Source organism: Calothrix sp. NIES-2098 (assembly GCF_963875125.1).
Taxonomy (GTDB): domain Bacteria; phylum Cyanobacteriota; class Cyanobacteriia; order Cyanobacteriales; family Nostocaceae; genus Aulosira.
On the sequence record NZ_CAWNKJ010000001.1, the window covers coordinates 2,267,614 to 2,292,496 of the forward strand.

Below are 24,883 nucleotides of genomic sequence, written 5' to 3' on the forward strand. Positions count from 1 at the left end.
TTCTTTCACCCCACAGCTTGAGGGCTGTGATATTATTAGAGACTGCTGCATAAATTTAGAAACTAGAAATTGAATCGATCATGGCTCTGACGCAACAGCGCAAACAAGAACTCATTTCCAGCTATCAAGTTCACGAAACTGATACCGGCTCTGCCGATGTCCAAATTGCTATGCTCACTGAACGGATTAATCGTCTCAGCGAACATCTGCAAGCAAACAAGAAAGACCATTCTTCTCGCCGAGGCTTGTTGAAGCTAATTGGTCATCGCAAGCGTCTTCTCTCCTATGTTCAGCAAGAAAGCCGAGAAAAATATCAAGCCTTGATTGCTCGTCTGGGAATTCGTGGTTAAGGATACCGCTTATGTCTGCTGAAGAATCTGAACGCAGCCGCTTACCTTTTGAACCGAATAAGAAGCGCCAAAAACCAACAAAAGCCAAATCTCAACCACCAGCACCATCAAAGGAATCTGGCGGACAGACAACCAAGCAGCCACCCTATACCAAAGAGGAAATGGCAATCCCAAAAGTGGTTAGTCAACGGATGATTCGGCGAGTAGCCGCATTCTGTGGTATACCAACAGCTTTGGGCATTTCTACTTTGGTTGCCAGCTATCTGCTGAACGTCTATACCGACATCAGAATAGCTCCAATTGCCGTGTTATTGGTAAACATGGGATTGTTTGGGTTGGGTGTATTGGGGATAACCTATGGCGTTCTCTCTGCCTCTTGGGATGAAAACAGAGTTGGCAATTGGCTGGGTTTGGCTGAATTCGGCACCAATTGGGGACGCATGGTGGACGTTTGGCGTGAAACTCGGCAAAAGAAAGTTTAATTTTGGCGCTCAGTTATCAGAAGGCTGTAATGTTGGGTAAATTTTAGCGTGAATGTTGAAGTTGAAATTTAATAACTTCAACATTGCCAATTAAAAAATTTATGATTATTTTATACCCTCAATCTTCAGTAGCAGAACCACTGAGCGCTATATTTCTTTAGAGAAGAATGCATAATTCAGTTACAGAATACAGAATTAATTAGTGAGGGACTCAAACCTGTTGGTGAAGAATCATTCAGCACCGAGGAGTTAGAATTCACTAGCAATTCTGTCTTCTTGATTCTGAATCCTGAATTCTTTGTAGTTTTAATAATTTTTAGTAAGGTTACGCCCCTTAATTAGCAAGTTAAGTAATAGGGAATTTAATTATGATTGTCGTAATGAAAATCGGTTCCCCAGAAGTAGAAATCAATCGTATTAGCGAAGAATTAACTAGCTGGGGGCTGACACCGGAAAAAATTGTTGGGAAGCACAAAGTAGTTATTGGTTTAGTAGGCGAGACTGCTGATTTAGACCCGCTACAAATTCAAGAAGTTAGCCCTTGGATTGAGCAAGTTTTGCGTGTAGAGTTGCCTTATAAACGGGCTAGTCGTCAGTACCGTCACGGTGAAGCTTCTGAGGTGCTGGTTAACACTCCTGATGGGTCTGTTGTATTTGGCGAACATCATCCAGTAGTAGTGGTTGCTGGCCCCTGCTCTGTCGAAAATGAGGAAATGATTATCGAGACAGCCCAGCGCGTCAAAGCATCGGGAGCAAAGTTTTTGCGCGGTGGTGCATACAAACCCCGAACTTCACCTTATGCTTTCCAGGGACACGGCGAGAGTGCTTTGGATTTATTGGCAAAAGCTAGGGAAGTCAGCGGATTAGGTGTAATTACAGAAGTTATGGACGCCGCCGACCTGGATAAAATCGCCGAAGTTGCCGATATGATTCAGGTAGGTGCCAGAAACATGCAGAATTTCTCTCTACTTAAAAAAGTGGGAGCGCAATCAAAACCAGTGCTGTTGAAGCGAGGAATGGCAGCTACCATTGAAGATTGGTTGATGGCTGCTGAGTATATTTTGGCTGCGGGAAACCCTAATGTAGTTTTATGCGAGCGCGGTATTCGCACTTTTGACCGTCAGTACACTCGCAACACCTTGGATTTATCGGTAGTGCCAGTTTTACGCAAGCTAACTCACCTACCAATTATGATTGACCCCAGTCATGGTACGGGTTGGTCTGAGTTTGTGCCTTCAATGGCAATGGCCGCGATCGCAGCTGGTACAGATTCTCTCATGATTGAGGTTCACCCCAACCCGAAAAAAGCTTTATCAGATGGCCCTCAATCTCTCACACCAGATGCTTTTGACCGCTTAATGCAAGAATTAGCAGTAGTTGGTAAGGCTGTAGGACGTTGGCAAACAGCAGTTGCTGTAGCTTAGATGTTATTAGTCATTTGTGTTTATCAAAGCTGAATTAGCAAAAAAATAACTACGGCTGCACACAGATATTTATCTGTGTGCATCTAGTTTTGTCTATAGTTTGACGAAGGCGAGAAGATGCACATTTCAAAAAAGTTTGATAACTATATAACCTACGCAAGTGGGAAAAACTGTTGTGTGTTTACAATAATCTCTACTTCAAGAAGTCGCAAACTGCTGTAAAAATAAAACCTTTGATATAGAGAAACTTCTTCCTATAGTAGAAGTTTAAATAAAGGTTAGCATTTATTGTTAATTTAATTAGGAATCAAAGTTTATCAAGTGCTTTTCAAAGCGATTAAAACATTTATAGATAATAGTTTTAGCTATAAATTGCAGCTATTATTGCATATTTATATTGCAGCTAATTAGCGGCTGTTAGGTTAATGTAATGCTAGTTATTAAACACAAAAATTTCTTTTAAAAAACAGATTTTTTATGAATCAGAAATACAACTTTCATTACTTTAAAGGAAGTTCTTTATCAGATTTATTTGCTCGCGATCTCTTAGATGCAAGTTATGCATTTATCCCAAATTACCCAGCGACTGCTAAGTGGGCAGCTTATCCCAATACGAAAAAATACTATATTCAAGATGGTAGTAGCGAGTCTACAAAAACATCTTTCGATAAGATTTGCCAAAAGGAACCTTGGAAAAATTTGGCTGTGCTAGGCGAAGTTCTTCCGGGAATTGTTATAATTCCACCGCACAACTTATTGCTTAACTACTGGCGAGAGCATTTTGGCTTTAGCTACAGCAATATGAAGATGTTTGATTGCTCTGTTTATTTAGAAGAACTGAGCCAGAGCGATCGCTTTGATAAAATTATCACGCTATTTCCTTTTGATAATCTACGATATGAAAAACACGCGATCGCTCCCAATACTCACTACCATTTACTAAGTAAAGTGACGCTAGCTGAACTAGGGGTAGAATGTCCGAAATATAAGAGCTACAATCTTCACAATGTCAGTCTTGAAGACATTCAGTTACCAGAGCAATTTCCTTATTTAATTAAAACTTCTCATGGACTTTCAGGAGAAGGTACTTATATTATCAAAAGCACGAGCGATTTAAAATACTGCTGGGAAGAAATAAAAAAATATCTCGATATTAAATTACTCGATTGGATTATTGTTTCTGAGTTCATTAAAAATGCGGTACAGAACTATTGCGTCCAGTTCTATGTCAGCAAGACGGGAGAAATAACGCTCATCGGGACTACAACTCAACTTGTCACTTCAGAAGGCAATTATTTAGGCGGACTAATTCATTACCGGGAAACAGACATGAGTAAGTTCTTTGAGATGATTGCCACTATTGGTAAGTATGCTCATGAGCAAGGCTATTTCGGCGTGATTGGCTTTGATGTGCTAGAAAACCAAGATGGACAGCTTTATACAATTGATGCCAATTTCCGAGTTAATGGCTCAACACCGTTATGTTTGCAGCGTCATACCCTACTAGGACTGGGAAAGGAAGTGGCTAAATATTCCAGTGACTACCGCATGAATGGGACATTAGACTCTGTGTTAACAACTCTAAAACCCGAACTGGATCGCAAAGATTTAATTATTCTCTCGGCTTTAGAGAAAGTCAAATACGGAAAAATCTATACCGAAATTTACGGGATCGTTACTGGCGAAACATTTGCGGAAATGCAGCAGATTGAGCAGAACTTACAAAAGAAGGGATTGCACTGGCTTAGTTAAATGACTTTTCTTTACTTACGAGCAAGTAGTCTCTATGATATTCCTCGGTAATTTGTAGTTAAATTAACCAAGGTTTCATTATGCCTACTATTGCGATCGTCTACTTCTCTGGTGCAGGTCATACTCACCTAATGGCTGAAGCTGTTGCCAAAGGTGCTAGCCAAGTTGATGATACAACTGTCGAACTACTGCGGATTACTGGCGAACAGATTGTGAATGGTCGCTGGCAAGATGATGGCATTCTCGAAAAGCTTAACCAGGCAGATGCGATCGTTTTTGGTTCGCCTACCTATATGGGTGGGATTGCGGCTCAGTTTAAGGCTTTTATTGATGCAGCAAGCTCAGTTTGGTTTAGACATGGCTGGAAAGACAAGATTGCTGCTGGTTTTACGCACTCTAGCTCTCCCAGTGGCGATAAGCAGGGAACGCTTTTATATTTAGCGACAAACGCAGCCCAGCACGGGATGATTTGGGTAAATGTGGGAGACTTGCAAAGCTTTTTGTTTGGTAAGGATGATGGCGTAAATCGATTGGGAGGATTTCTGGGTGTGCTTGGTCAAAGTCCACTAGATATGAGTGGCAACCCAGCAGTGTTGGATGAAGGCGATCGCCTCACCTCAGAACGCTTTGGTCAACGTATTGCAGAGGCAACTAAACGTTGGGTTAAGTAGAAGATTCAGTACTAAATAAGCTCATCACCATAATTAAGGGTATTACCGCAATCAGTAATACCCTCGATCGCTAGCTGCTATATAGTTCAATTACCTAGAATTCTTAACAATTTCTCAAATATCAAAAGAGCCGATCCGGGTATTTTTACATTAATCTCAGTATTATTACTAACCCTTACCGTAGACTAGCTCCCAAGTCGCTGATTTTTCGGTGTTATTACTAATTTTCCTAAAATTCATATTGTAGTTAAATTAAATACCTGGTTTAATAAGTATGTACTTAATTAGAAATGTCTACAAATATCCTTGCACCATATCTCAGGCAATATACGACACATCTATTTTCTAGATTGATTCCTCAACAGAAAATTTATATATGTTCTTGGTTGTTATCTAAACTATTTAGTCGATTATATAAATTAAAAATATTTGCTTTATTTTTTGGCATTAAAATTCATAATATCTGTCCTCTAACAAACACAACTGAAGTATTTTTTAAAAAAATATTATCTAGCCTGTATAAGAAAAATATAGACAATTTAAACCTAAAAATAAAGGATAAAGGTATAGACAATTTATTAAATATATATCAAAAAAATAATAAGGTAATTATTTGTAGCGTTCATTTTCCACTTAATCGGAGTATATTTTACACTATCCAAGCATCTAAAATTCCTTATGCAATAATTGGCCATTCACAGCCTGACAGAATTGAATGGGATGCTGAACCTGCTGACTATTCCACAATTAAGCCTTCGCCTTATGCATTGATAAATGCCAAAAAACAACTGCTGTCAGGTAAAGTAATTCTATGTATGATTGATAGATATTTTGGGAGTGATTCTGTTATTCTTTCTTCTAATTTATTGAAATTTGCTCAATTATCCCATACTCCCATAATGTTTTTTGCTACAAAACTTTTAGATAATGGAGAAATTTTAAATTATTTTTATACTCCGAGAAAGCCTATTTTGTCATCTAATGAAGATTTTGAAGAGTGTAAACATGAATTTGTGAATTTCCTGAATATGTTTAGTTCCAAGAAAATTCCTATTTACTTTAATTAAATATTGCTGATTTTTTCCATTAATAAATAAATTCATATGATTACCTTTTGTTGATAACCTGTAGTGAATTCGCGAACAAAATAACGATGGGTTTAGTTAGGTGTACGCTCAATTACATCAATTGCTGTCTTCAGCCAATTAATATAAGTTTGTTCTCGTTGAGTTACCAAATCTAGTACGAGCCGTTGCATAATCTGCTCGCGATTTGTACACTCATCCAGCGTTGGTAGGTGAATATTGTCACACTCAGCCAATTTGTTTTTACGTACAGCTAGCTGCTGTTCTAACAATTTAATCACGGCTGCATTAGGTAATTGTGCAGCAAAATATAATTGCACTAGCAAAGGTTCTCGTAATGTCGGTAAAGGCTGATGACATTGCAACCACCGGATAAATTCGGCTTTTCCGGCTTCTGTAATTGAATATACCTTGCGATTAGGGCGATCGCTCTGAATCTCAACGCTACAACTAATCCAACCCTGCTCAACCAGTTTATCGAGGGTTCTATAAATCTGTGCCTGATCTGCGGGCCACAAATGTGCAACGCATCGATCGAAACAGGTGGTTTTCAGGTCGTAACCTGTCATCTCCTCTTGCTGAAGCAAACCGAGAATTGTGTGAGCTAAAGACATAGGCGGTTTTCCGAAGTTAAAGTGGGGTAAGCTCTCTCTTTTAGTTTTTATATGATCTCATGCTAATATTAGACTAATCATATATAAGGCTTAACACATAAAGATTGAAATTAGGGTGTGCTTGGTTAAAGAACATAAATAGTGAGTTTGCAATCAAACAAGCCACCACTTTTTGCCATCTAGATTTTATGACCTGCCAGTGCAGATTCAGACTGTGCGAATATTCTGCACTTTACCAAGTATCAAACTGAACAATAGCATACCAAGGAGGAGATTAATGACGACTCAAATACAAACTATGCGAACAGTCGCAGGAATCATCAATAGCGTGCAAACGCTTGAAGGTGAAGGTATGCTGGTACGTCGGCCTTTTCCCAAGAGCAGCTTTACCGACTTCGACCCGTTCCTCCTCCTTGATGAATTCGGCCCTGTTGATGTTGAACTGGGTAAAGCAAAGGGAGCGCCAGATCATCCTCACAGAGGCTTTGAGACAGTCACCTATATTCTAGAGGGGCGCGTTGAACATAAAGATTCTCAAGGTCATGCAGGAAAACTGAGTGCTGGCGATGTGCAATGGATGACAGCAGGAGCAGGTGTTGTCCATTCCGAAATGCCAGATCGGGAATTTGCTCGTACTGGCGGACGGGTTCACGGATTACAACTGTGGGTGAATTTACCCCGTCGCGACAAAATGATGAAGCCGCGTTATCAAGAAATTCCATCTGCAAAAATTCCCACTGCGCAAACAAATGATGGTTTGGTGAAAGTAAAAGTTATAGCTGGAGAAGCGCTAGGAGCTAAAGCTGTCATCGAGACGCAAACTCCGATTATGTACTTACATTTCACACTTCAACCAGATGCGATCGCAGTTCAGCCTGTGCCAAAAGAATACAATGCTTTTATATATGTGCTTGATGGAGAAGGCTTGTTTGGTGCAGAAAAAGAACGTGCGGGAGATGGGCAGATGGTATTGTTTGCACAAGACGGTGAGGAAGTGGCGATCGCAAATCCATCGAACGCAAAATCACCATTAGATGTATTACTCATCGCTGGTGTACCGCTAAACGAACCAGTTGTTCGCTACGGCCCATTTGTAATGAATACTGAAGCCGAAATTATTCAAGCAATTGACGACTATCGTAACGGGAGGATGGGTTCCATTGACTTCTAACACACTTCTACAACGAATCAACCAACAGCAATTTTTACGCAATTTGCGCAACAAATTCCTCAGCTTGCACTCCAGTTTGCTGGAGACAGAACGCATCGCTTACGAACAAGTACGCGGTAGAGTAACCAGTGCCGAACTTTTACAACTAGTTATCGATCACGAACAATTTGCTTGGCTACATCGCATTTCTGAGCTAGTTGTGCAAATTGATGAAATGCTGGCAGCAGATGAACCCATATTACCGGAATCTGTGCAAAAGTTAATTGCCGATGCTCGCAGGTTAATCGTACCGTCAGAGTTAGGTAACGCTTTTGCTAGAAAGTATTATGCTGCTCTCCAGCGCGAACCTAGCGTTGTCTTAGCACACGCAGAGGTATCACAACTGCTTGCTGTTAAGTAGTAAGATACTGTGAGCATCTGGTTTCCGTTCTGAGCCAGATGCTCGCACTCTCAAATAGCCTAAATTGGCGATCGCTTACCTTCATTCCCAGTCTTGTTGAGATTCACTTAATGTTCTAACTGTCTTGTCTAAAGAAAAATCTGCCGCCATTAAATCAATACCATCAATAATTTTACTGGGTTCAACAATTCGCAAAGCAGTAAAACATTTGTCTCGATAATTAGGGTTATTTTGGAAAAATGAGATCGCTTTTTTTAAAGGTTCAATCACAGGATAAGCTGATTCTGCTTTCTCAATCGCTTCTTGAGGAATTAGAGACTTAAGCCTTTGGACGGCTAAATCAATTAAATCTCTCGACTCTACCGAAGAATCATTCCATCTGTCAGAATTAGCTAAAAGTTTTTCAGCAAAACTATCAATTTCATTTAAACATGGTACAGGCGACCAACTGGGATAATCTGGTTCTCCCAATTCGATACGTCCTTCCATAATAATCTCAAATTTAATTAAAGTTTCATCAACTAGAACTGCAAATCTTATGCCGTACTGGTCAGCTTTGATATCTCCTGGTAATTTGAGATTGTTTTGACTATTAAACAGAGCATTATATTGATTTTCAGCTATTTTTTGTCGTAGCAATCGATAACCACTACCAGTTGAACAGATAAAATCTATATCTTTGCTTAATCTATATTCGCCATTATTTAAGCTAACCAGAGTATCAGTGCCAAAATACGCGCCACATTCTAATAAAAATTCAGCCTTTAATTGGTTAAGAACGTTTAAAATCTTTTGATGAAACTCCCTTTCAAACATTTTTGCTCCTAACCATGAGTCATAATATTGAGCTAACTGTTGCACAAACAAAGCTTCTATTTGGCTCAAATCGCCTAAAACCCCTTGGTAACGCCACCCTCGTTCATATATTCTCAGCATCTCTAAAAGAGTAAGATTTTCTATATCTTCTCTTTGCCAACATAATTGTTCTAAAAAAGGTAATTTTTCTGGTATTTGAATTGTAGGTTTAATTAACATAGGTAAGATGAGTAAGTGTCATGTGCGTTAATAATACACACCACAAAATACTAAATACTATAAATATTTTACTCAATATTGTTACGCCTAAATTTTTTCTTAATTCGCTTGATTCGCTCCAGAAACTCAGCACCTTTTTCTGGATTCACCATCGCCACAAAGTTAGCAAAGCCAGTGATAGCAGCAATTAAATTCGAGGAATTACCCCAATGCTTACCCTCTAAACCTTCTGTCTCAATTTGATATAAAGTTGCCCGGAAGCGATTTAATGTTTTTTTAGAAATACTGAGCTTATTATTAACGACTAAACCTGTAACTTCTTGCTGACTAGATTTTCTCAGGATGCGAGTTTTCTCTTGATTGATGGTGAATCCTTCATGAATAACAATAGATTCTGTTCGTCTGAGGATATTACATATATAACGGCGGCTTTCACCAGAAACAGAAAAAGTCAAGTCATCAGCATAGCGAGTATAAATAAACTCTAATTTTTCTGCCATTGCTGTTAAGCGGCTATCTAAGCGGCGACATAGTAAGTTAGAAATAGCAGGACTAGCGGGAGAACCTTGGGGAAGATGTCTTTCTCCTACTGCGACATAATAATTCTGTCCATCTAATTCCAATTCTTCTACTTCAGCCGCAGTACAAAGTAACGCAAAAATAGTTGCTGCTGCTCCTGAATAACCAAAAGAACGGAAAAGTCCTTTGACTCTTTTGTAAGAAATTGAAGGAAAAAAATCTTTCAAGTCAAAGTTGATAATTACCTCAGCACCAACGTGAGGAGTAGCGTTAGTGACAATCGAACGTTCGCGACGAAAACCATGCGCTGCATCATGAATTTCTAGTTTTTGAAGAATATTTTCTAATATCCAGTGCTGCGCCTGTTTTAAATTAGGCATAGGTGCAAAGATGATACGTTCTCCCCCTGTTTTTTTCGGCATTTTGAAGCGGATGTAGTGAGAAACAGTAGAGGTATTGCGGTTAAATGCTAAAAAACGCAATTTTCCTACAGTCACTCCCATCGCCGTGGCTATCTCTTCAGCAGTATTGCAAACAGGTAAACCTAGGGAGTTCAATTTTTCTTGATTACCTTGAGTATTGTTTAAATCAGCGGAAACAGCCTCACCAAGATAAACAATTTCTTTTTCTTTCTTCTGCTTCCAAGCTTCTGCACGTTCTTGGCGTTCTCTTTCCCGGCGTTCTTTAGTTTCCTGGCGCTTACGACGCGACTCTTCTAGGCGTTTTTTCAAAGACTGCTGACGCAACAGTTGCTCATCTTGAAGTTGCAAACTTTGCTGTCGTAGCGTTTCTAATTCTCGCCGGATTTCTTCTTGACGGTGAATTTCCGCATCTAACTCCCGTAGTGACTCACCTTTCCAGAAGCCGTAGCGTAACATTTCTTCGAGGATGAATTCTTCCTTCCCAACTTCGCGAATGAGTTTAGACAATTCCTCTCGGCTACGACGCTGGTCACTCATATTGTGTTGTGGAGACCCTAAAATTTAATGTCTCTAGCTTAACTTTCGGCTTTTGAGGCTGTCACTATATATGTAAAAAAAATGACGTACAAATTCTAGCTTGTAAACCCTTCGTAAACCTCTCAGGACTAGACTGCTCTACTCAGCGGAGCCACCCCCCAACCTATCGAACCAGTATCTAAATCTCGGCAACTAACGAGTAAGTTGGCTACTAGTTAGTCGTCGGTTTTACAGAAACCAAACCGCGACACTGGGTGGCGGAGCGCCGTAAAGAGCAGGCTAGTGATGCATGTTTCAACTTAGCGCAAGGACAGTGATACACTGTCCGGGTTGCAAGGTAATTACATTTAGCTAGCAGTTGCACGCCAATTATTTATTTTTTGTATTTACAGCTTAATAGCTTGTGACTAATTCTGGGTAGACAATTAACTGAAAATTTACAGAACCCATGATTTTATTGAAATTGACGCGCAAATTGCATTCTTAATGCCAGCATATGTTCGCAAGGCCCCTTGTAAAGTTGATGTCGTTGATACCAACTGCAAGTGCATTCTGCTTGAATAATGCGTTCGTCTCTATCAATAGTTAGGGATGGTATGTAAGTTTTACCTTTACCTCTAACACGACCTTGTAAGATTAAAATTCCATCTTTGTCGCTCACAGATGTGACTTTCACTGAATTTTGATGCAAAAACCTGGCTGCTTTTTCTTCTCGTTCGTTAGCAAAACGCAAGCGTTCCACTGGTAATGGTTCACGGCTAAGTTCGCGCACTCTGTACACTTGCTTATTTAAATCATAAATTACACTACCAGCTTGAGTGTAAGCACTTAAAGCACCCATAATAGCTGTTCGGGAGATACCTAAACGTTGTGCAAGGCTGTCAGCAGTTTCTACCCAATTTTCTCGCAACGCGTCAAAAATAATTTTTTGTGTCCATTCATCAACATCAGTGCGCGGAGCCATTAAATCAAAATTACCAGCTTGTGACCAATCGTTAGCAGTCCATCCCGACAAACCCAAAGTAAAAGACATATCGCCTAAGTCAGCGACATAGAACGAAGGCATTCCTGTACCCAGAAGGTGAACTGTAAATTTCCTAGCAATGGGGATGAGGCGTTCTAGGATGTTTAGGCGGCGGCGTCCCCATACGCGAATGGTTTGTGGTTCATGGCCAAGATAAGGGGAACGGTGACAAACAACCTCTATATCCCACGGTTCAAACACTAACCGCACGGGTTCGCCTGGTTTGAGATGATATCGTATACTACGCGGCCCTTGTCTTTCTTTATGACGACGCAGGACAAAACACATATTATAAATATCCATTGGATGCAAGTCGAACTGCGTTGCAGGTAAACACATCGCCGAACTGACTTGTAAAAAACCTCTTACCCAGCTATCAGGTAAATCAATTTTGACTTCTTTGTAAGCGTCTTCGTTAGTAGTTTGAACTTCAAAGCCAGAAGGATCGACTTGTAATTGTGTAGTCTTGTAGCTGCGGATTTTTTGGAATTCGTTATACAGCGATGCTGAATAATCTACATTAGTTGTACCGCAAGCGAATTCACTAATTTTGGTGAAAACTTCGTAACTAGCACCCAGACGTCCATAAGTTGATTCATCCACACTAAAACATTCAAAAAATATTTCATCTGGATGAATGGTAATTACAGGATCTAACACATACCAAGCATCGCGGTCTTTTTGATATAAAAAATCAAAATAACGTCTTTGAGCTTGATAATAACTAGACCAGCTTTGCTGACGGCGATTTTGTAGTTCTTTTAATTCCGCTTGTAGTTGATTGATTCTATCTGCAACATCTTGACGCATAGCTGCAACCATCTGCCAATCAATATCATCTTGTTTGGCACGCCATTCCTTATATGCAGTTTTATCTTTTGGTTTAAACCGCATATCGGAAACAACAACATCATGTAATGCACTAATTGCTTCCCGAAAAGCTACATTTTGCTGTAATTCTCCAATAAAATAAGTAGGCGATCGCTTTGTATCTGGAGAAAAACTCATTTGAGTAATGCGATCGCTTTCTACTACTTTTGAATTTCCCTTATAAGTGTAATTAAATTCCATATATAAAAATGACTTTCAGATAAATTTTAATTTGTCTTTAGTATTAAAACTAAATCCTCTAAGTTCTAATTTCAGTCACAGCTTTTAGTGTAAAAGGTAAAGATATATGAGGAAACTTTTTGTGAATTTTTAACATCAGTTGGATAGCAGCGGACTTATCGCCTATTACCATAGTAACTGATTGACGTGTAATAATTTCTGCCACAATCTTTGCCGCAGCTTCGCTTTTTTGCGCCTCAGATGCGAGAAATGCAAAAATTCTCTTCTTGCTAACGCTGCCACGATTAACAAGAGATAATACAGTAATAAAAAATGGCATCAATTCCTGTAAACGTACTGGATTATCTACTGCATATTCTGATAAAAAGTTGCTAGCGAATAACTGCATATCTGCTGATGGATGTTCGCTAAATTTTAGTAGATACTCCTGTCCGTGTTCCGATTTAAAATTTCTAGTTAACAAATCTCGACCTAATTTACGCACATCTTCCCGTACGCTATCGCAGATACTCACTAAAATTTCTGGTGTAAAGTTATCTGCTGTAAATTCTTGAGTAAATATTCTAAAAGTAAATTCCCGCGTATCATCCCAGTTTGATTCTAATAACCGCGTTGCTAATAACAATTCTTGGGGATCTGTGCGAAAATGTTCTAATTTTTCTATAAATATATGTCTAGCAGTTTCACGAACAGTAAAAATTTCGTGGTTAGCAATTTTAATAATCTCGCTAGTTTCAATCTCTAATACTAAAGCTTGATAATTTTCTCTCAGTAGCAGACTACCTAAATCCTGAGCAAAAGCAGACTTGGCTAATAAAAGTTTAAAAGTAGTTTCTTTATTTATGCTTGGCATCCAACCTTGTAAATCTTCTTGTAAGAGACTCAGTAGATTGCCATGAACACCTTCATATTTTTCTGAAGTCAGTAAAACTTCTATTAAATCTGTAGCAAGCTGGATATTAAAAATTGGATAATTAGAAGCTAAACCTTGGATAATGGGTTTAATAGCATTGCGGATATCAATACTTGCATTTGCAGCCATTGCCACAATTAAACACCTATATTCTCCAATGAGTTTTTCATTAGGTAATAGCCCAAATATTCTTATACCAATTACTCTGATTCTTTCGTGAGGCGATATTAAAATATTTACTATCAACTCTGGTGGTAAATTTTCAGCCTTAATCTCATGATTGAGCAAAATACGAGCGCCAAGTTCTTGGATTAAAGGCAGTGGATGTGCAACTAGTTCTTGAATTGTACTAAATTGTAAGCTACGTAACTGCGGGGTAAAATTTATCAGTAAAATTGCCATCAATTCCTTAGCTGTCTCATATTCAGAATCAGAAGTTGATACAGCTTGAATTGACAAGAGCTTAGTAATTATTTTATTAATGAATGTGAAAGCTTCGCGATCGCGAATAATATAACTATTTAATAAACTGCGAGCAAACTTGCGAATTTCACTATATTGACTAACGAGCAGATCGGCAAAAAAGTTGCTATCTTGTAAAAAGTATTCTCGTTGTTCATCTATCCATGTTATGGCTTGAGCGCGAGCATTGTCATAAATGCAATTAGCCATTGCTATCACTAATTCTCGATTGGGTTCAGAAGAATTATATTTTATGAGTGCAACAATAAAAGCAAATTGCACAGTTATTAAATAAGGTTTCTGGAGTAATTTAATAGTTGTTTGAATATCAAGCACATCAGAGTAGTTTAAAGAACTTCTCAAAGCGCGAACAGCAAAATAGTGAACTGGATAACATCTACTTTGCATGAGTAACTCGATCAATGCTGCTTGATTTTGTTCCCAAAGCTGAGGAAAAGCTTCTTCTCTTTCTGATGTTCCAATTTCTAAATTTTCGATATTTTCAGGTATGTAACCTTCTTGGCAACTCCAAGCTTGAGCATTTGACTTTAGTTCATAGTAAGGACTATTTTCGTAAAGAATATGATTAAAAATTAAATACCTACCAAATGCATCCCAGGTACGCTTGTATTGAGTTACTTGTTCGCCAGCAGGATTTCGACGTTTGAAAACAGACTCTTTAATAGCCTCGGCATCGGCATCAGAATACTGAAGTAAAATCTCAACAGCCATATTTATATAATCAGCATCTCTTTCTTCGCCTGAGTTTTTGAGAGTACGCCAAACACGCCTGAGGAAATAATTACGAGTTTTTGTACTATAAGCAATTTTGGCATCAGGAAGTTTGAGTTCTCGCTCAATTTCGTTTTCAATAATTTCAAAATAATTTTTTGTTTCCTTATGCCAATACAAACCAGGTTTTCTTAAATATTGCTCGTCTGACAGATTGATAGTATATCTTCTACTAGAAAACATAGCTTTTTGCTTATCAAAACGGTAAGCAAGAATGGCAAATATTTCAGCATCGTGGCGGTATTCAGCTATTTTAAAAATATGTCGAATTCGCTGAAAGTAATTCGGGAGAAAAGGAGCGCTACGTAATATATTTATTAATACTGGGCGTACATATGCGTTATCTATTTGATAAATAGTATCGAGTACGGCAAAATTTTGATAATTTCCCCTATCTAAATATGTATGTAATGCTATTGCAAACGCATCTGATGAGCCGCTTTGTGCTAAAGGTTGCAATTCTGGAGGTAAACTAGAAATTTTTTGAATTTGCAACCTTGTTTTAGTTTCTGCATCTACTAGTTTCAACAATGCTTCAAAAGCAATACGCTTGACAAAATCTGGTGTTGTAGGATTTTGATATAACTGGGTGACAACTTGAATAGCTTGATTATCGCCACACCAACCTAACGCCCAAGCAAGACAATAATCTCTTAAAGGTTCGCCTGTACCGATAAGTTTGATGAGTAAAGGTGTGGCTTCTCTAATTTTAAGTTCTCCTGCCCGCCAAATAGCTCTTTCTAACTTCCATTTACTAGGCTGTTTGTTCGCTAGGCGGTCGAGAATTGCTTGTTTGCGTGGGTCTGCATGAGAAACTAATTGATTCTCTAGAGGTTGATTTCTAGGTGCAAGATTAACCTCTGTGTATCCCTTTTGCGTTTTTTGTTTGACTAAGTTGTTAAAGATTTTTTGCGCTTCTGCTAAAGATACAGCTTGAGTAGTTTTTGTACTTTCTTTTAAATTTGCACCTTGTTTCCCATAGCGGAAGTTAACTACATAAAGGTCATCAGTTATCTGACACAAGTCAACTTCGTAGACTCTAGTAGATCTACCCTCTTGATAGTGCAGGGTTGTGCGTTTAATTAGCTTCATGGCAACTTCCAACTAAGCCAAGGAAAACTCTATTCTGGCTCAGGTGAGAGTTTGGGGCAATTATGATATTACTTACAAAAGGCGATCGCTACACAGTTACCAAAATAGATCAAATAAAAATCAGGGATGCCAGCCATATATGCGGACATCCCTGAATTGAAGATTATCTCAAAATACCTCTTCCTGAGACAGGAGTCTCAAATTTAGCGGCGTCTGCTGCCAAAAGCAGGTGCGCGACGACCGCTACTACGTCCTCCACTACCAAAGCTACTACCGCTAGGAGTGCGTCTGGTAGATCTGGAACTATTGGAAGGTCTGAGTTCGCTACCGCCAAAACCAGAACCACTAGGACGGTTAGTAGTAGTAGTACGACGTTGTACGCTTGTACCACTAGGATAGGTTCTTCTAATTGTCCCTGTGGTGCGGAAAGCAGTGCGATTTCTCACGGCTGCAGGTGGTTCATTATAGCGGCTGCGGTAGCTAGAAACCGCTTGATCGTAGCTGCTGCCATATCCACCAAAGCCAGTCAAAACTCCTCCGGATTGGTAGACAGGAGGTACATAATACTGGGGTCTAAATAATAGACTACCGATCGCCTGACCTGCTATATTACCAGCCACCGCCCCAGCAAAGGGTGCCCAGAAGCCATTTTCGCGGCGGACAACAACTGTTTCCTGCTGTCCTGTTTGAGGATTAGTTTTGTTCTCAGTAACGTTATGAACGTACTCAATTTTAAAGTCTTCTGTTAAGTATAGAACTGGCTGTCCACTTTCTACTTTTAAGTAACTTTTTTTACCTTCTTTAATTTCTTCATCTGTCAGCCTAGCCATTTGCAAGTTTTCAGTGACAAAGGTTGGGGGCTTACTGTTAATTAAAAACAGGGTGTAATCCCCAGTAGCATCATCATAAGTAGCTTGTTGTACTTGATACTGCCCATCACTCAGCTTGGTAGCCGTAGAGGTTTGGCTGACATTTCTACCTGGGGGGGTTGATTGTTCTGCACCACCACCGCAAGCAACTGTTGTCAAGCACAAACTCATGGCTAAACAAACGGCTGTAAATCTACGCAATATGGTCACGATCATTGTACTAATATCCTACTCTTTGAGCTTAACAATTTCTCACTACACATTGTAAGTACGGACTACCCCACTCAATAAGGGATGAAGGAGTGTGGGGAGTGTGGGGAGAAATAAATAATAACCATTAACCCTTGACTCTTGACTATCTACAAAGGAATTAACTCTGGATAATATTGCATCAGTTGATCGTTAGTGAGTTCATCACCCAACTGTGCTGGTGAAAAATGCACCTGAACTGCCCGTAGTTTATTTTTGTAGTGCAAATTAATTAAAGCTTTTAAAGCTTCTTTTAAAGCTTGAACGTTAGACAAGTCAGTTTCTAACTCTGGTACTTCTCCTTCAAAAGCCACTGTAATCATCACAATAATGTTGCGTGTCACAGGTATAGATAATGGCTCATTAATGCCAGAATCAGAATTTAAATCGAGGTCAGCACCGTATCTTTCAGCAGAGTCGCTAAATAGTTCATTGACGTAATCTCCTGCTTCGCCTTCGCTCCAAAATACATCGCCTTCATTAGCAGCAGAAAGCCAGTATTCATCAGAGCGCAAGAGGGTTTCACAGATTTCTACTAAGCTTTCTCCTAAAACTTGTAAGTCTCCTTCCGCATCAATTGCTTCCCTAGCAGCACGATTGAATACTCCCAAAATTGGCGCGACTTCCGATCCGCCTAAATGCAGAAACAAGCGGCAAACAACATAGCGAGTCCGACCAATCATTCTATTAAAAGTATCACGCATCTGTCTCCTCCACAAATTTATTAGTTATTAGTGAGTGAACAGTTATTCTACTGATAATTGTTCAGTGTTCAATGTAATGAAAACTTTTAACAAAATCGATAACCATGTTTAATGAAGGCAAGCTATATTGAGTAGATTCATTGGACATATTATCAAAAAAAGCCGCATTACTATCTGATTGATTAATAAATCGTTTACCGAAGTAGGCATTGTCATACAAAATCAAAGTTTGCGCGCTAGAATTTGTCAATATTGTCTGGGTAGGAGTTTTGAAGAAATTTAATTTTGCTGCTAACTCCAGAATTTTTTGAATTTCGCGAATAGACTGAGCCTGATTTCTAGCTTCCTCGATCGCAGTCCTTAATTGCCTCACCCGATGGGGTATTTTTAAACCCATGTGAGATATATCTTCACCTTTGAGCATTTCCACCACCTTGTCAATATTTTTTTGCGTGTTGGTGGCATCATGAAAAGGCAGAATCGCCATATATGCAACGGGAAATAAGTCTTCGTCGTTATCAACTCGGAATGTAAACACAGTCCGGCGACGCCCAATTTCCATAGTGGGCGGTTGTTTCAGCGCCCGATATTGCCGAGAAATTTGGTAATAAGCACCAGCTAGCGCAAAGTTAGCTTCATGTTCGAGGGGAGCATCGACGATAATGCGGATGGTTGGCGGAGTTTCATTAAAAAAGTCTCGTGCATCTTCAGCATTAAACTTTTGCACGATCGAGCGATCGCCTGTGGGAGAAAGGTCAATCCATTCACAAGTTATACCTTCGGTTTTTAAACCAAACCTAGACGTGGCGTACAGTTTAGCGCCAGTTAACGCCGCACCAGTTAAATCGGCTCCAATCCATTCCGCTTTAATTAATTTTGCTTGCGTTAAATTAGCGTGTACTAAACTGGCATTAGTTAAATTAGCATTGCTCAAGTCTGCCCCGGTTAAGTTAGCCCCGCTTAATTTAGCTTTGCTTAAATCTGCCCAACGGAGATTCGCCCCACTCAAATCTGCCCAACGGAGATTCGCCCCACTTAAATCTGCGCCACTGAGGTTAGCACGGCTAAGATTGACTTTTCTCAGTTCCGCATCTCGCAAATTAGCGCTACTGAGATCCGCCCGACCCAAATCGGCAGAGTTGAGATTAGCCATCTCTAGGTTTGCACCCGTTAAAGAACAGCCTCGGAAACTTGCCTCACTTAAGTTAGCACGCCGGAGATTTGCTTGCCGGAGTGTAGCTTCTCGCAGGTCAGCGTTGCTGAGGTTAGCCTCGGATAGGTCTGCACAACTCAGGTCTGCACGAATTAACTCAGCCCGCACAAACGAAGCTTCCTTGAGTTGGGCGTGATTGAGGTCGGCACGAATTAAATTAGCTACATTGAGACTGGCATTGTTGAGATTGGCTCTTACCAGATTCACGCCACTTAATCTCGCTACATTGAGGGTGGCATTGCTCAAGTTAGCTTTGCTGAGATTTGCACCACTCAAATTTACTATACTCAAGTTGGCTTGGCTAAGATTCACACCACTGAGTTTGACGCCACTTAAGTTAGCTTCAGAGAGGTCAATACCAGTAAAATCAATCACTCCTGCCGCGTATTTTTCTAGCAATTCTTCTACAGTCATAAATGCTACCCCTCAGATGCCAACTTTAATAGTTGGTAAACTACGCAGAAAATATTTGTAAAGACAGACTATCAAAAGCAAAAATGAAAATTGGGATTTTAGGACTCGGACTGATCGGTGGTTCTTTGGGTTTTGATTTGCGATCGCAAGGACATCATGTTTTCGGAGTGAGTCGTCGGGAATCGACCTGCCAAAAGGCGGTATCTCTGGGAAGCGTCGATGAAGCATCAGCCGAGATTAACCTCTTGGCTCAGGCAGAAGTTGTATTTATTTGTACGCCAATTGCTCTTATTGTTCCCCAAGTTAAACAGTTAATTACGCATTTATCTGCTACTACGGTAGTGACTGATGTTGGTTCTGTCAAAGCACCGATAGTCAAGGAGATATCGCCGTTATGGGAAAATTTTATTGGCGGTCATCCAATGGCAGGAACCGCAGATAGCGGTATAGAAGCTGCACAGCATAATTTGTTTGTCGATCGCCCTTATGTACTGACGCCAATAGAGACAACACCGAGCAGAGCAATTTCAGTGTTAGAAGAAATTGTGCGATCGCTGGGAGCTAAAATCTACCATTGTCAACCAGAGCAACATGACCGCGCTGTCAGTTGGATTTCCCATTTACCTGTAATGGTCAGCGCTTCTTTGATTGCAGCTTGCATAAGTGAAACCGACCCCGCCGTTTTACAATTAGCCCAAAACTTAGCCAGTTCAGGATTTCGGGATACTAGCCGCGTTGGTGGTGGTAATCCTGAATTGGGAGTAATGATGGCACAGTTTAATCGACAAGCATTGCTGGGGTCATTGCAACAATATCGCCATCAGCTTGATGAAGCGATTCATTTAATTGAGCAGGAAGATTGGACAGCTTTAGAGGCGAAGTTGCAATCAACTCAAAAAGCGCGACCTGAATTTGTTGAATAAGAATCAAGTATTTTTCCCCCTGCTTCTTCTACCTCATCTCTATACCGTGGAATGAAGTTATAAGTTGAACTTATCAAAAAGTTAAGTAACCTTTACGCAAAACTTCTTTACAATCCTTTACAAAGTTCTTATGATGAATTTCATCATACATAAGCAATTATTCCTGCGTATACAAACAACGCAATCGCAATCATAGAACCATGACAGCAACTCTACAACAGCGCTCAAGCGCCAACGTATGGGATCGCTTCTGCGAATGGATAACCAGCACCAGCAACCGCCTCTACATCGGTTGGTTCGGCGTCCTGATGATCCCAACCCTACTAGCCGCAACCACCTGCTTCGTAATTGCCTTTATCGCCGCACCTCCAGTAGACATTGATGGTATCCGCGAACCAGTAGCAGGTTCACTACTTTACGGAAACAACATCATCTCTGGTGCAGTTGTGCCTTCCTCCAACGCTATCGGTTTACACTTCTACCCGATTTGGGAAGCAGCTTCTCTGGATGAGTGGTTGTACAACGGCGGCCCTTACCAGTTGGTAATTTTCCACTTCTTACTCGGCGTATTCTGCTACCTTGGTCGTGAGTGGGAACTATCTTACCGCTTAGGTATGCGTCCTTGGATCTGCCTAGCATTCTCTGCACCTGTAGCAGCAGCAACCGCAGTATTCTTGATTTACCCCATCGGTCAAGGTTCATTCTCCGATGGTATGCCCTTGGGAATCTCTGGAACCTTCAACTTCATGATTGTGTTCCAAGCAGAGCACAACATCCTGATGCACCCCTTCCATATGTTAGGTGTAGCTGGTGTCTTCGGCGGTTCTCTGTTCAGTGCAATGCACGGTTCTCTAGTAACTTCTTCCTTGGTGCGTGAAACCACCGAGAACGAATCTCAAAACTACGGTTACAAGTTCGGTCAAGAGGAAGAAACCTACAACATCGTTGCAGCGCACGGTTACTTCGGTCGCTTGATCTTCCAATACGCTTCTTTCAACAACAGCCGTTCGCTGCACTTCTTCTTGGCGGCATGGCCTGTAGTTGGTATCTGGTTTACCGCGCTGGGTGTAAGCACAATGGCGTTCAACTTGAACGGTTTCAACTTTAACCAGTCTGTAATTGATTCTACTGGTCGCGTTGTTAACACCTGGGCTGATATCATCAACCGCGCTAACCTGGGTATGGAAGTGATGCACGAGCGTAACGCTCACAACTTCCCTCTCGATTTGGCTGCTGGCGAGCAAGCTCCTGTAGCTCTGACTGCTCCTGCTATCAACGGCTAATCTTTTGAGCAATAAGTCATAGCTTTGCTGTGAATCGAAAGCGCTCTCCCAAGTGGGAGGGCGCTTTTTAATTTGTATGTGACTTGCACAAATTTATTTTGTTGTCAGGACAATGTGTGTATGCTAACTTAGGTGTTAAAAGTATATCTAAATTTAAATTATGAGCAACTTATTTGAATCTAGAACTGAACGGATCGATATCCGTACTAGTTCTAGTGTGAAAAAGCTGTTGCAGCAAGCTGCTGCTGCAAGTCATAAAAATGTAAGTGAGTTTTTGTTAGAACACGGTTTAATTGCTGCTCAAAATGCTTTAACAGATCGGAAGCTTTTTGCACTAGATGATGAGCAGTGGGAAGCTTTTCAAAATGCTCTTGATTCTCCATCCACAGAAAAACCCCGTTTGCGTCGCTTATTAACGGAGCCGAGCGTATTTGAGTAATTTGTCACCATTAAACAATTTATATATTGAGAAATTGTCAGCTTCCCACAATATTCAAGACTTTGATTGTGGGAAGCTTGCCTTAAATATCTTTTTAATTAATTATGCTTTGCAAAATCAACAATCCGACAGTTCAAAAACTTATGTAGCCTGTTTAGATAATACTGTAATTGGTTACTATACCCTAACTGTAGCCTCTGTTATTCATCAAGATGCGCCACCTCGCATTATTAAGGGATTGCCCAAATATCCTATACCTGTAGCTCTTTTAGCTCGTCTAGCGGTAAGCAAAGATTTCCAAGATCAGAGAATAGGAAGCGGTTTATTAAAAGACTGTTTAAAACGCGTGAATGCAGCAGCAGATATTTTAGGTATTCGAGCTTTGCTAGTTCATGCTCAAGATGATGAAGCATTAAGATGGTATGAAAAGTTCGATTTTGAACCTAGTCCTACCGATCCTTTACATCTATTTTTAATGTTGAAGGATATTCGTAAAATCTTAGCAAATAATTTGTAGTTTGAATTATAGGATTCACAATCATACTAATTAAATAAAGAATGTTAAAGATTTAATGCAAAATTCAACATTCAAATTGTTTTATATTGGGAAAATTCTTGCGTAAATCTTAAGTAGCTCTAATTACCGACGTAAACCTAAATGAAAATTTTTCTTGCCTTTGCTCACCCTTGAAGCTAAGGGGGGAATTGAATTGACAAGCGAAGAGCAGTAAAATAAACAACAATTTCTAAAAAAGTTCAATCTGTTTGATAAAATCTTTGCTTTTAGTTCAGAAGTGAGGAAAAATGTCTTTGTGCTTTTTGATTCTACTGTGTGCTTGTTTAAGCATTAGCTATTTTTTATTAACAAATATTAATAAAGAAGTCTCTCATTTGGTGGCTGTATTTGCAGTTATCAGCTTGATTTTGGGTTTAATATTCGCCCCTTGGCAGTTCCTATTTCTACTATTAATTGTTGTTGTAATTAGTACCAGCTACGACTACTACACAAGTAAGTTGGTTAGCCAGGAAAGCGAAGAACAACAACAGCCAGTTCAGATTGCTGAACCAAATCATAGCTTGATATACCGTGGAGCTTCCTATCGTCCTGAAACCAATGCCAAGTCAGATGGAGTTACTATACAACCAGTAATCCATAAATTGAGCTTTCGAGGAGGTAACTATTTAGTTCGTCTCGATCCTAAATTCCAGTCGGCTGAAGTAACGACACCACCCGTAACCTACAAATTGAACTTTCGGGGAAGCAGCTATTCTGTCAACAAAAATCTACATTCAGAAATTAAAGAGCAAGGTGGCTAGCAACTTGATTCAATAACCTCTTGTTCGCTATCAAGGTGCGAAACGTTAACTAACCATGCTCCTATAGCTAAGGCTTTCTAGCTAAGTATGAACATGTTCTGATTACTTGTTTTCACCTTGCACCCAATTTTCTAACCAAATCTCCGATCGTTATTCTTTAGGCATTAGTTTTAATCTAGCTCGAATCCTCAAAAGGTTTTGACTTCTTTACAGAAATCTAATAGAACACTATCACCATATTCTGTACAATCAAGTAAGAAGCTCCTAGCGTTACCAGCACTAGAAGCTTATAAAACACAATAAAACTCATGTAAAGCCTTGTTTAACAACAGGGCTTTACTTACCATTAGGGATTAAATAACCTAAATAAGCAGCAACACTAACTTTTGCTACTTCGATAAATACAGGTCTAGTACTCTCGTCAATAAATGCAAACCCTAACAATCCAAGCATAGATACAACAACGATAAATGCAAGGATTAGATTCGGTAAATTAGTGTTTGAGTTAAACCTTTGGTTCATAACGGTTACATCCTTGAAACGACATAGGCATATGAAACTTAATTTTCCGATACGGCACTAGGCTTTTCCTAAACGCGCGTGAAAACTTTATAGTTACTTCATAAATAGTTTGTTTTTTCTTCATGCAATCTTTACAATTATTGTAAATATACTTAACTTAATCAAATTTTGTCATGATTATATGGCTATTTTGTGAAGTAACAATATAAACAATCAAGCTACTATCGCCCGATCTGTAAAATTAGGAAATCAAAAGCTTTGCTCAAAATCAAAACAGGCAGAGATTCAATACTGGTTAATGAGTATACTTGGTGCAGGATGAGATATTTGTGAGCGAGATTAAGCCTTTTTCTTTACTAAAGAATACTCGGACACTCAAACATTCCTATTTGCAGAAGCTTTTATACTCAGTAATTCGATGGTATTTATATGAAGCCACAGATAGATCAAAATGTAGTTATCAGCATCTGTGGTTCTGAACTTGAAAGTGATTTTTTGAACAAAAACTTCAATCAACTTTCTCTGCTAAGGACGTTATTGCAGAGTGAGAGTTCCCCTACTTCAACAAGGCAGAAGGTAGCAGGTATCAAGGAAGAAAGGTTTATTTCATAGGCTTTTAAGTAGGTGTAGGGTTGTTAGTGCCAAGCCGTTTATGGTTTTTTATGTGCTACCTAACTACATATTTTTCTAGCAGAGAGGCTTTGCAACTAAATATTTATTTTGGCTATTCTGCAATAGTGGCTCATCTGTCTTAACGGTGATTGATGATATTTTTAAATTTAAATCTCTATTTGTATCGCAAATTGCTAATATTTTTTGATTCTATAAATGAACTTTATTACTTATACAAATTCTTATGTTTGAAAATGTAGGAATTTCTGTTTGCTCATAGAGCCAAATAAAAAGGGAGAAGATAAAATTCATCTTCTCCCTTGCCATTGTTTTTAATATTGTCTGCTTTTTTCTCTTCCTTCAGCCTTTGCCGCAACATCTGTCTTTGTTTTTTAAGTTGTCGCTGTCTGGCTGAACCACCTCTACCTTTATCGTTCCTTCCCTCTCGGCGAGGAGATTCCCATCTTTTTAATCTCATAATTTTTGATTTCTCTGGAATTTGACCAATTAATAAAGCAGTTG

General features: G+C 39.6%; 23 protein-coding genes. 13 read left to right on the plus strand and 10 right to left on the minus strand.

Annotation, left to right across the window (positions count from 1 at the left end; translation table 11 throughout):
* The first annotated feature begins 80 nt into the window (after positions 1–80).
* From rpsO to AACU33_RS09565, 6 genes are all read left to right on the plus strand, one after another.
* Positions 81–350 (plus strand): 30S ribosomal protein S15, encoded by a 270-nt coding sequence (gene rpsO, locus AACU33_RS09540; RefSeq protein ID WP_086768429.1) that lies wholly within the window; start codon positions 81–83, stop codon positions 348–350.
* A gap of 11 nt (positions 351–361) precedes the next feature.
* Positions 362–832 carry a PAM68 family protein gene (locus AACU33_RS09545; RefSeq protein ID WP_096588283.1) on the plus strand — a complete coding sequence of 157 codons (471 nt, stop codon included), beginning with the start codon at positions 362–364 and terminating at the stop codon, positions 830–832.
* A gap of 368 nt (positions 833–1,200) precedes the next feature.
* The gene (aroF, locus tag AACU33_RS09550) at positions 1,201–2,256 is read left to right on the plus strand and encodes a 3-deoxy-7-phosphoheptulonate synthase (protein ID WP_096588284.1); all 1,056 of its coding nucleotides are present in this window, start codon (positions 1,201–1,203) and stop codon (positions 2,254–2,256) included.
* 477 nt (positions 2,257–2,733) lie between these two features.
* Entirely contained in the window at positions 2,734–4,008 is a 1,275-nt protein-coding gene (locus tag AACU33_RS09555; protein WP_096588285.1) for an ATP-grasp domain-containing protein, read from the plus strand.
* Positions 4,009–4,088: 80 nt separating this feature from the next.
* Complete coding sequence (locus AACU33_RS09560; protein WP_096588286.1) at positions 4,089–4,679, plus strand: flavodoxin family protein; 591 nt, start codon at positions 4,089–4,091, stop codon at positions 4,677–4,679.
* A gap of 290 nt (positions 4,680–4,969) precedes the next feature.
* The gene (locus AACU33_RS09565; protein ID WP_096588287.1) at positions 4,970–5,746 is read left to right on the plus strand and encodes a hypothetical protein; all 777 of its coding nucleotides are present in this window, start codon (positions 4,970–4,972) and stop codon (positions 5,744–5,746) included.
* Positions 5,747–5,838: 92 nt separating this feature from the next.
* Here the strand turns inward: AACU33_RS09565 and AACU33_RS09570 are convergent, their stop codons facing one another.
* The gene (locus AACU33_RS09570; protein ID WP_096588288.1) at positions 5,839–6,378 is read right to left on the minus strand and encodes a PadR family transcriptional regulator; all 540 of its coding nucleotides are present in this window, start codon (positions 6,376–6,378) and stop codon (positions 5,839–5,841) included.
* 277 nt (positions 6,379–6,655) lie between these two features.
* Here AACU33_RS09570 and AACU33_RS09575 point away from each other — a divergent pair, with 277 nt between their 5' ends.
* Together AACU33_RS09575 and AACU33_RS09580 are read left to right on the plus strand one after the other, a co-directional pair.
* A complete protein-coding gene (locus AACU33_RS09575) occupies positions 6,656–7,549 on the plus strand; it encodes a pirin family protein (protein WP_096588289.1) in 894 nt (297 codons plus the stop codon).
* Positions 7,539–7,949: a hypothetical protein gene (locus AACU33_RS09580; protein ID WP_339375883.1), complete on the plus strand. Its 411-nt coding sequence runs from the start codon at positions 7,539–7,541 to the stop codon at positions 7,947–7,949. The genes AACU33_RS09575 and AACU33_RS09580 overlap by 11 nt, the downstream gene beginning before the upstream one ends.
* Before the next feature lie 81 nt (positions 7,950–8,030).
* Here AACU33_RS09580 and AACU33_RS09585 read toward each other — a convergent pair whose 3' ends face one another.
* The 7 genes from AACU33_RS09585 to AACU33_RS09615 form a co-directional block, all read right to left on the minus strand.
* On the minus strand, positions 8,031–8,984 hold the full coding sequence (locus AACU33_RS09585; protein ID WP_096588290.1) for a nucleotidyl transferase AbiEii/AbiGii toxin family protein: 954 nt from the start codon (positions 8,982–8,984) through the stop codon (positions 8,031–8,033).
* 68 nt (positions 8,985–9,052) lie between these two features.
* Positions 9,053–10,462, minus strand: a complete 1,410-nt coding sequence (locus AACU33_RS09590) for a reverse transcriptase family protein (RefSeq protein WP_096588291.1) — start codon at positions 10,460–10,462, stop codon at positions 9,053–9,055.
* A 454-nt stretch (positions 10,463–10,916) separates the two neighbouring features.
* Positions 10,917–12,557 carry an SWIM zinc finger family protein gene (locus AACU33_RS09595; protein WP_096588292.1) on the minus strand — a complete coding sequence of 547 codons (1,641 nt, stop codon included), beginning with the start codon at positions 12,555–12,557 and terminating at the stop codon, positions 10,917–10,919.
* Between the two features lie 58 nt (positions 12,558–12,615).
* The gene (locus AACU33_RS09600) at positions 12,616–15,816 is read right to left on the minus strand and encodes a HEAT repeat domain-containing protein (protein WP_096588293.1); all 3,201 of its coding nucleotides are present in this window, start codon (positions 15,814–15,816) and stop codon (positions 12,616–12,618) included.
* Positions 15,817–16,019: 203 nt separating this feature from the next.
* Positions 16,020–16,901 carry a hypothetical protein gene (locus tag AACU33_RS09605; RefSeq protein ID WP_096588294.1) on the minus strand — a complete coding sequence of 294 codons (882 nt, stop codon included), beginning with the start codon at positions 16,899–16,901 and terminating at the stop codon, positions 16,020–16,022.
* A 143-nt stretch (positions 16,902–17,044) separates the two neighbouring features.
* Complete coding sequence (locus AACU33_RS09610; RefSeq protein ID WP_096588295.1) at positions 17,045–17,638, minus strand: DUF1517 domain-containing protein; 594 nt, start codon at positions 17,636–17,638, stop codon at positions 17,045–17,047.
* A gap of 61 nt (positions 17,639–17,699) precedes the next feature.
* Positions 17,700–19,265 (minus strand): pentapeptide repeat-containing protein, encoded by a 1,566-nt coding sequence (locus AACU33_RS09615; protein ID WP_096588296.1) that lies wholly within the window; start codon positions 19,263–19,265, stop codon positions 17,700–17,702.
* A gap of 53 nt (positions 19,266–19,318) precedes the next feature.
* On the opposite strand from AACU33_RS09615, the gene AACU33_RS09620 reads away from it, so the two are divergent.
* The 5 genes from AACU33_RS09620 to AACU33_RS09640 all read left to right on the plus strand — a co-directional run bounded on the left by AACU33_RS09620 (position 19,319) and on the right by AACU33_RS09640 (position 23,227).
* Positions 19,319–20,188 (plus strand): prephenate/arogenate dehydrogenase, encoded by an 870-nt coding sequence (locus tag AACU33_RS09620; RefSeq protein WP_445291784.1) that lies wholly within the window; start codon positions 19,319–19,321, stop codon positions 20,186–20,188.
* Between the two features lie 200 nt (positions 20,189–20,388).
* Positions 20,389–21,471 (plus strand): photosystem II q(b) protein, encoded by a 1,083-nt coding sequence (gene psbA, locus AACU33_RS09625; protein ID WP_096587332.1) that lies wholly within the window; start codon positions 20,389–20,391, stop codon positions 21,469–21,471.
* A 160-nt stretch (positions 21,472–21,631) separates the two neighbouring features.
* Entirely contained in the window at positions 21,632–21,910 is a 279-nt protein-coding gene (locus AACU33_RS09630; protein ID WP_096588298.1) for a type II toxin-antitoxin system TacA family antitoxin, read from the plus strand.
* Between the two features lie 34 nt (positions 21,911–21,944).
* Entirely contained in the window at positions 21,945–22,427 is a 483-nt protein-coding gene (locus AACU33_RS09635; protein ID WP_339375884.1) for a GNAT family N-acetyltransferase, read from the plus strand.
* A 287-nt stretch (positions 22,428–22,714) separates the two neighbouring features.
* Positions 22,715–23,227 carry a hypothetical protein gene (locus tag AACU33_RS09640; RefSeq protein ID WP_339375885.1) on the plus strand — a complete coding sequence of 171 codons (513 nt, stop codon included), beginning with the start codon at positions 22,715–22,717 and terminating at the stop codon, positions 23,225–23,227.
* Between the two features lie 336 nt (positions 23,228–23,563).
* On the opposite strand, the gene AACU33_RS09645 is transcribed toward AACU33_RS09640, so the two are convergent.
* Together AACU33_RS09645 and AACU33_RS09650 are read right to left on the minus strand one after the other, a co-directional pair.
* Positions 23,564–23,749 (minus strand): hypothetical protein, encoded by a 186-nt coding sequence (locus AACU33_RS09645; protein WP_096588299.1) that lies wholly within the window; start codon positions 23,747–23,749, stop codon positions 23,564–23,566.
* Between the two features lie 886 nt (positions 23,750–24,635).
* The gene (locus AACU33_RS09650) at positions 24,636–24,839 is read right to left on the minus strand and encodes a hypothetical protein (RefSeq protein ID WP_096588301.1); all 204 of its coding nucleotides are present in this window, start codon (positions 24,837–24,839) and stop codon (positions 24,636–24,638) included.
* Positions 24,840–24,883 lie beyond the last annotated feature (44 nt).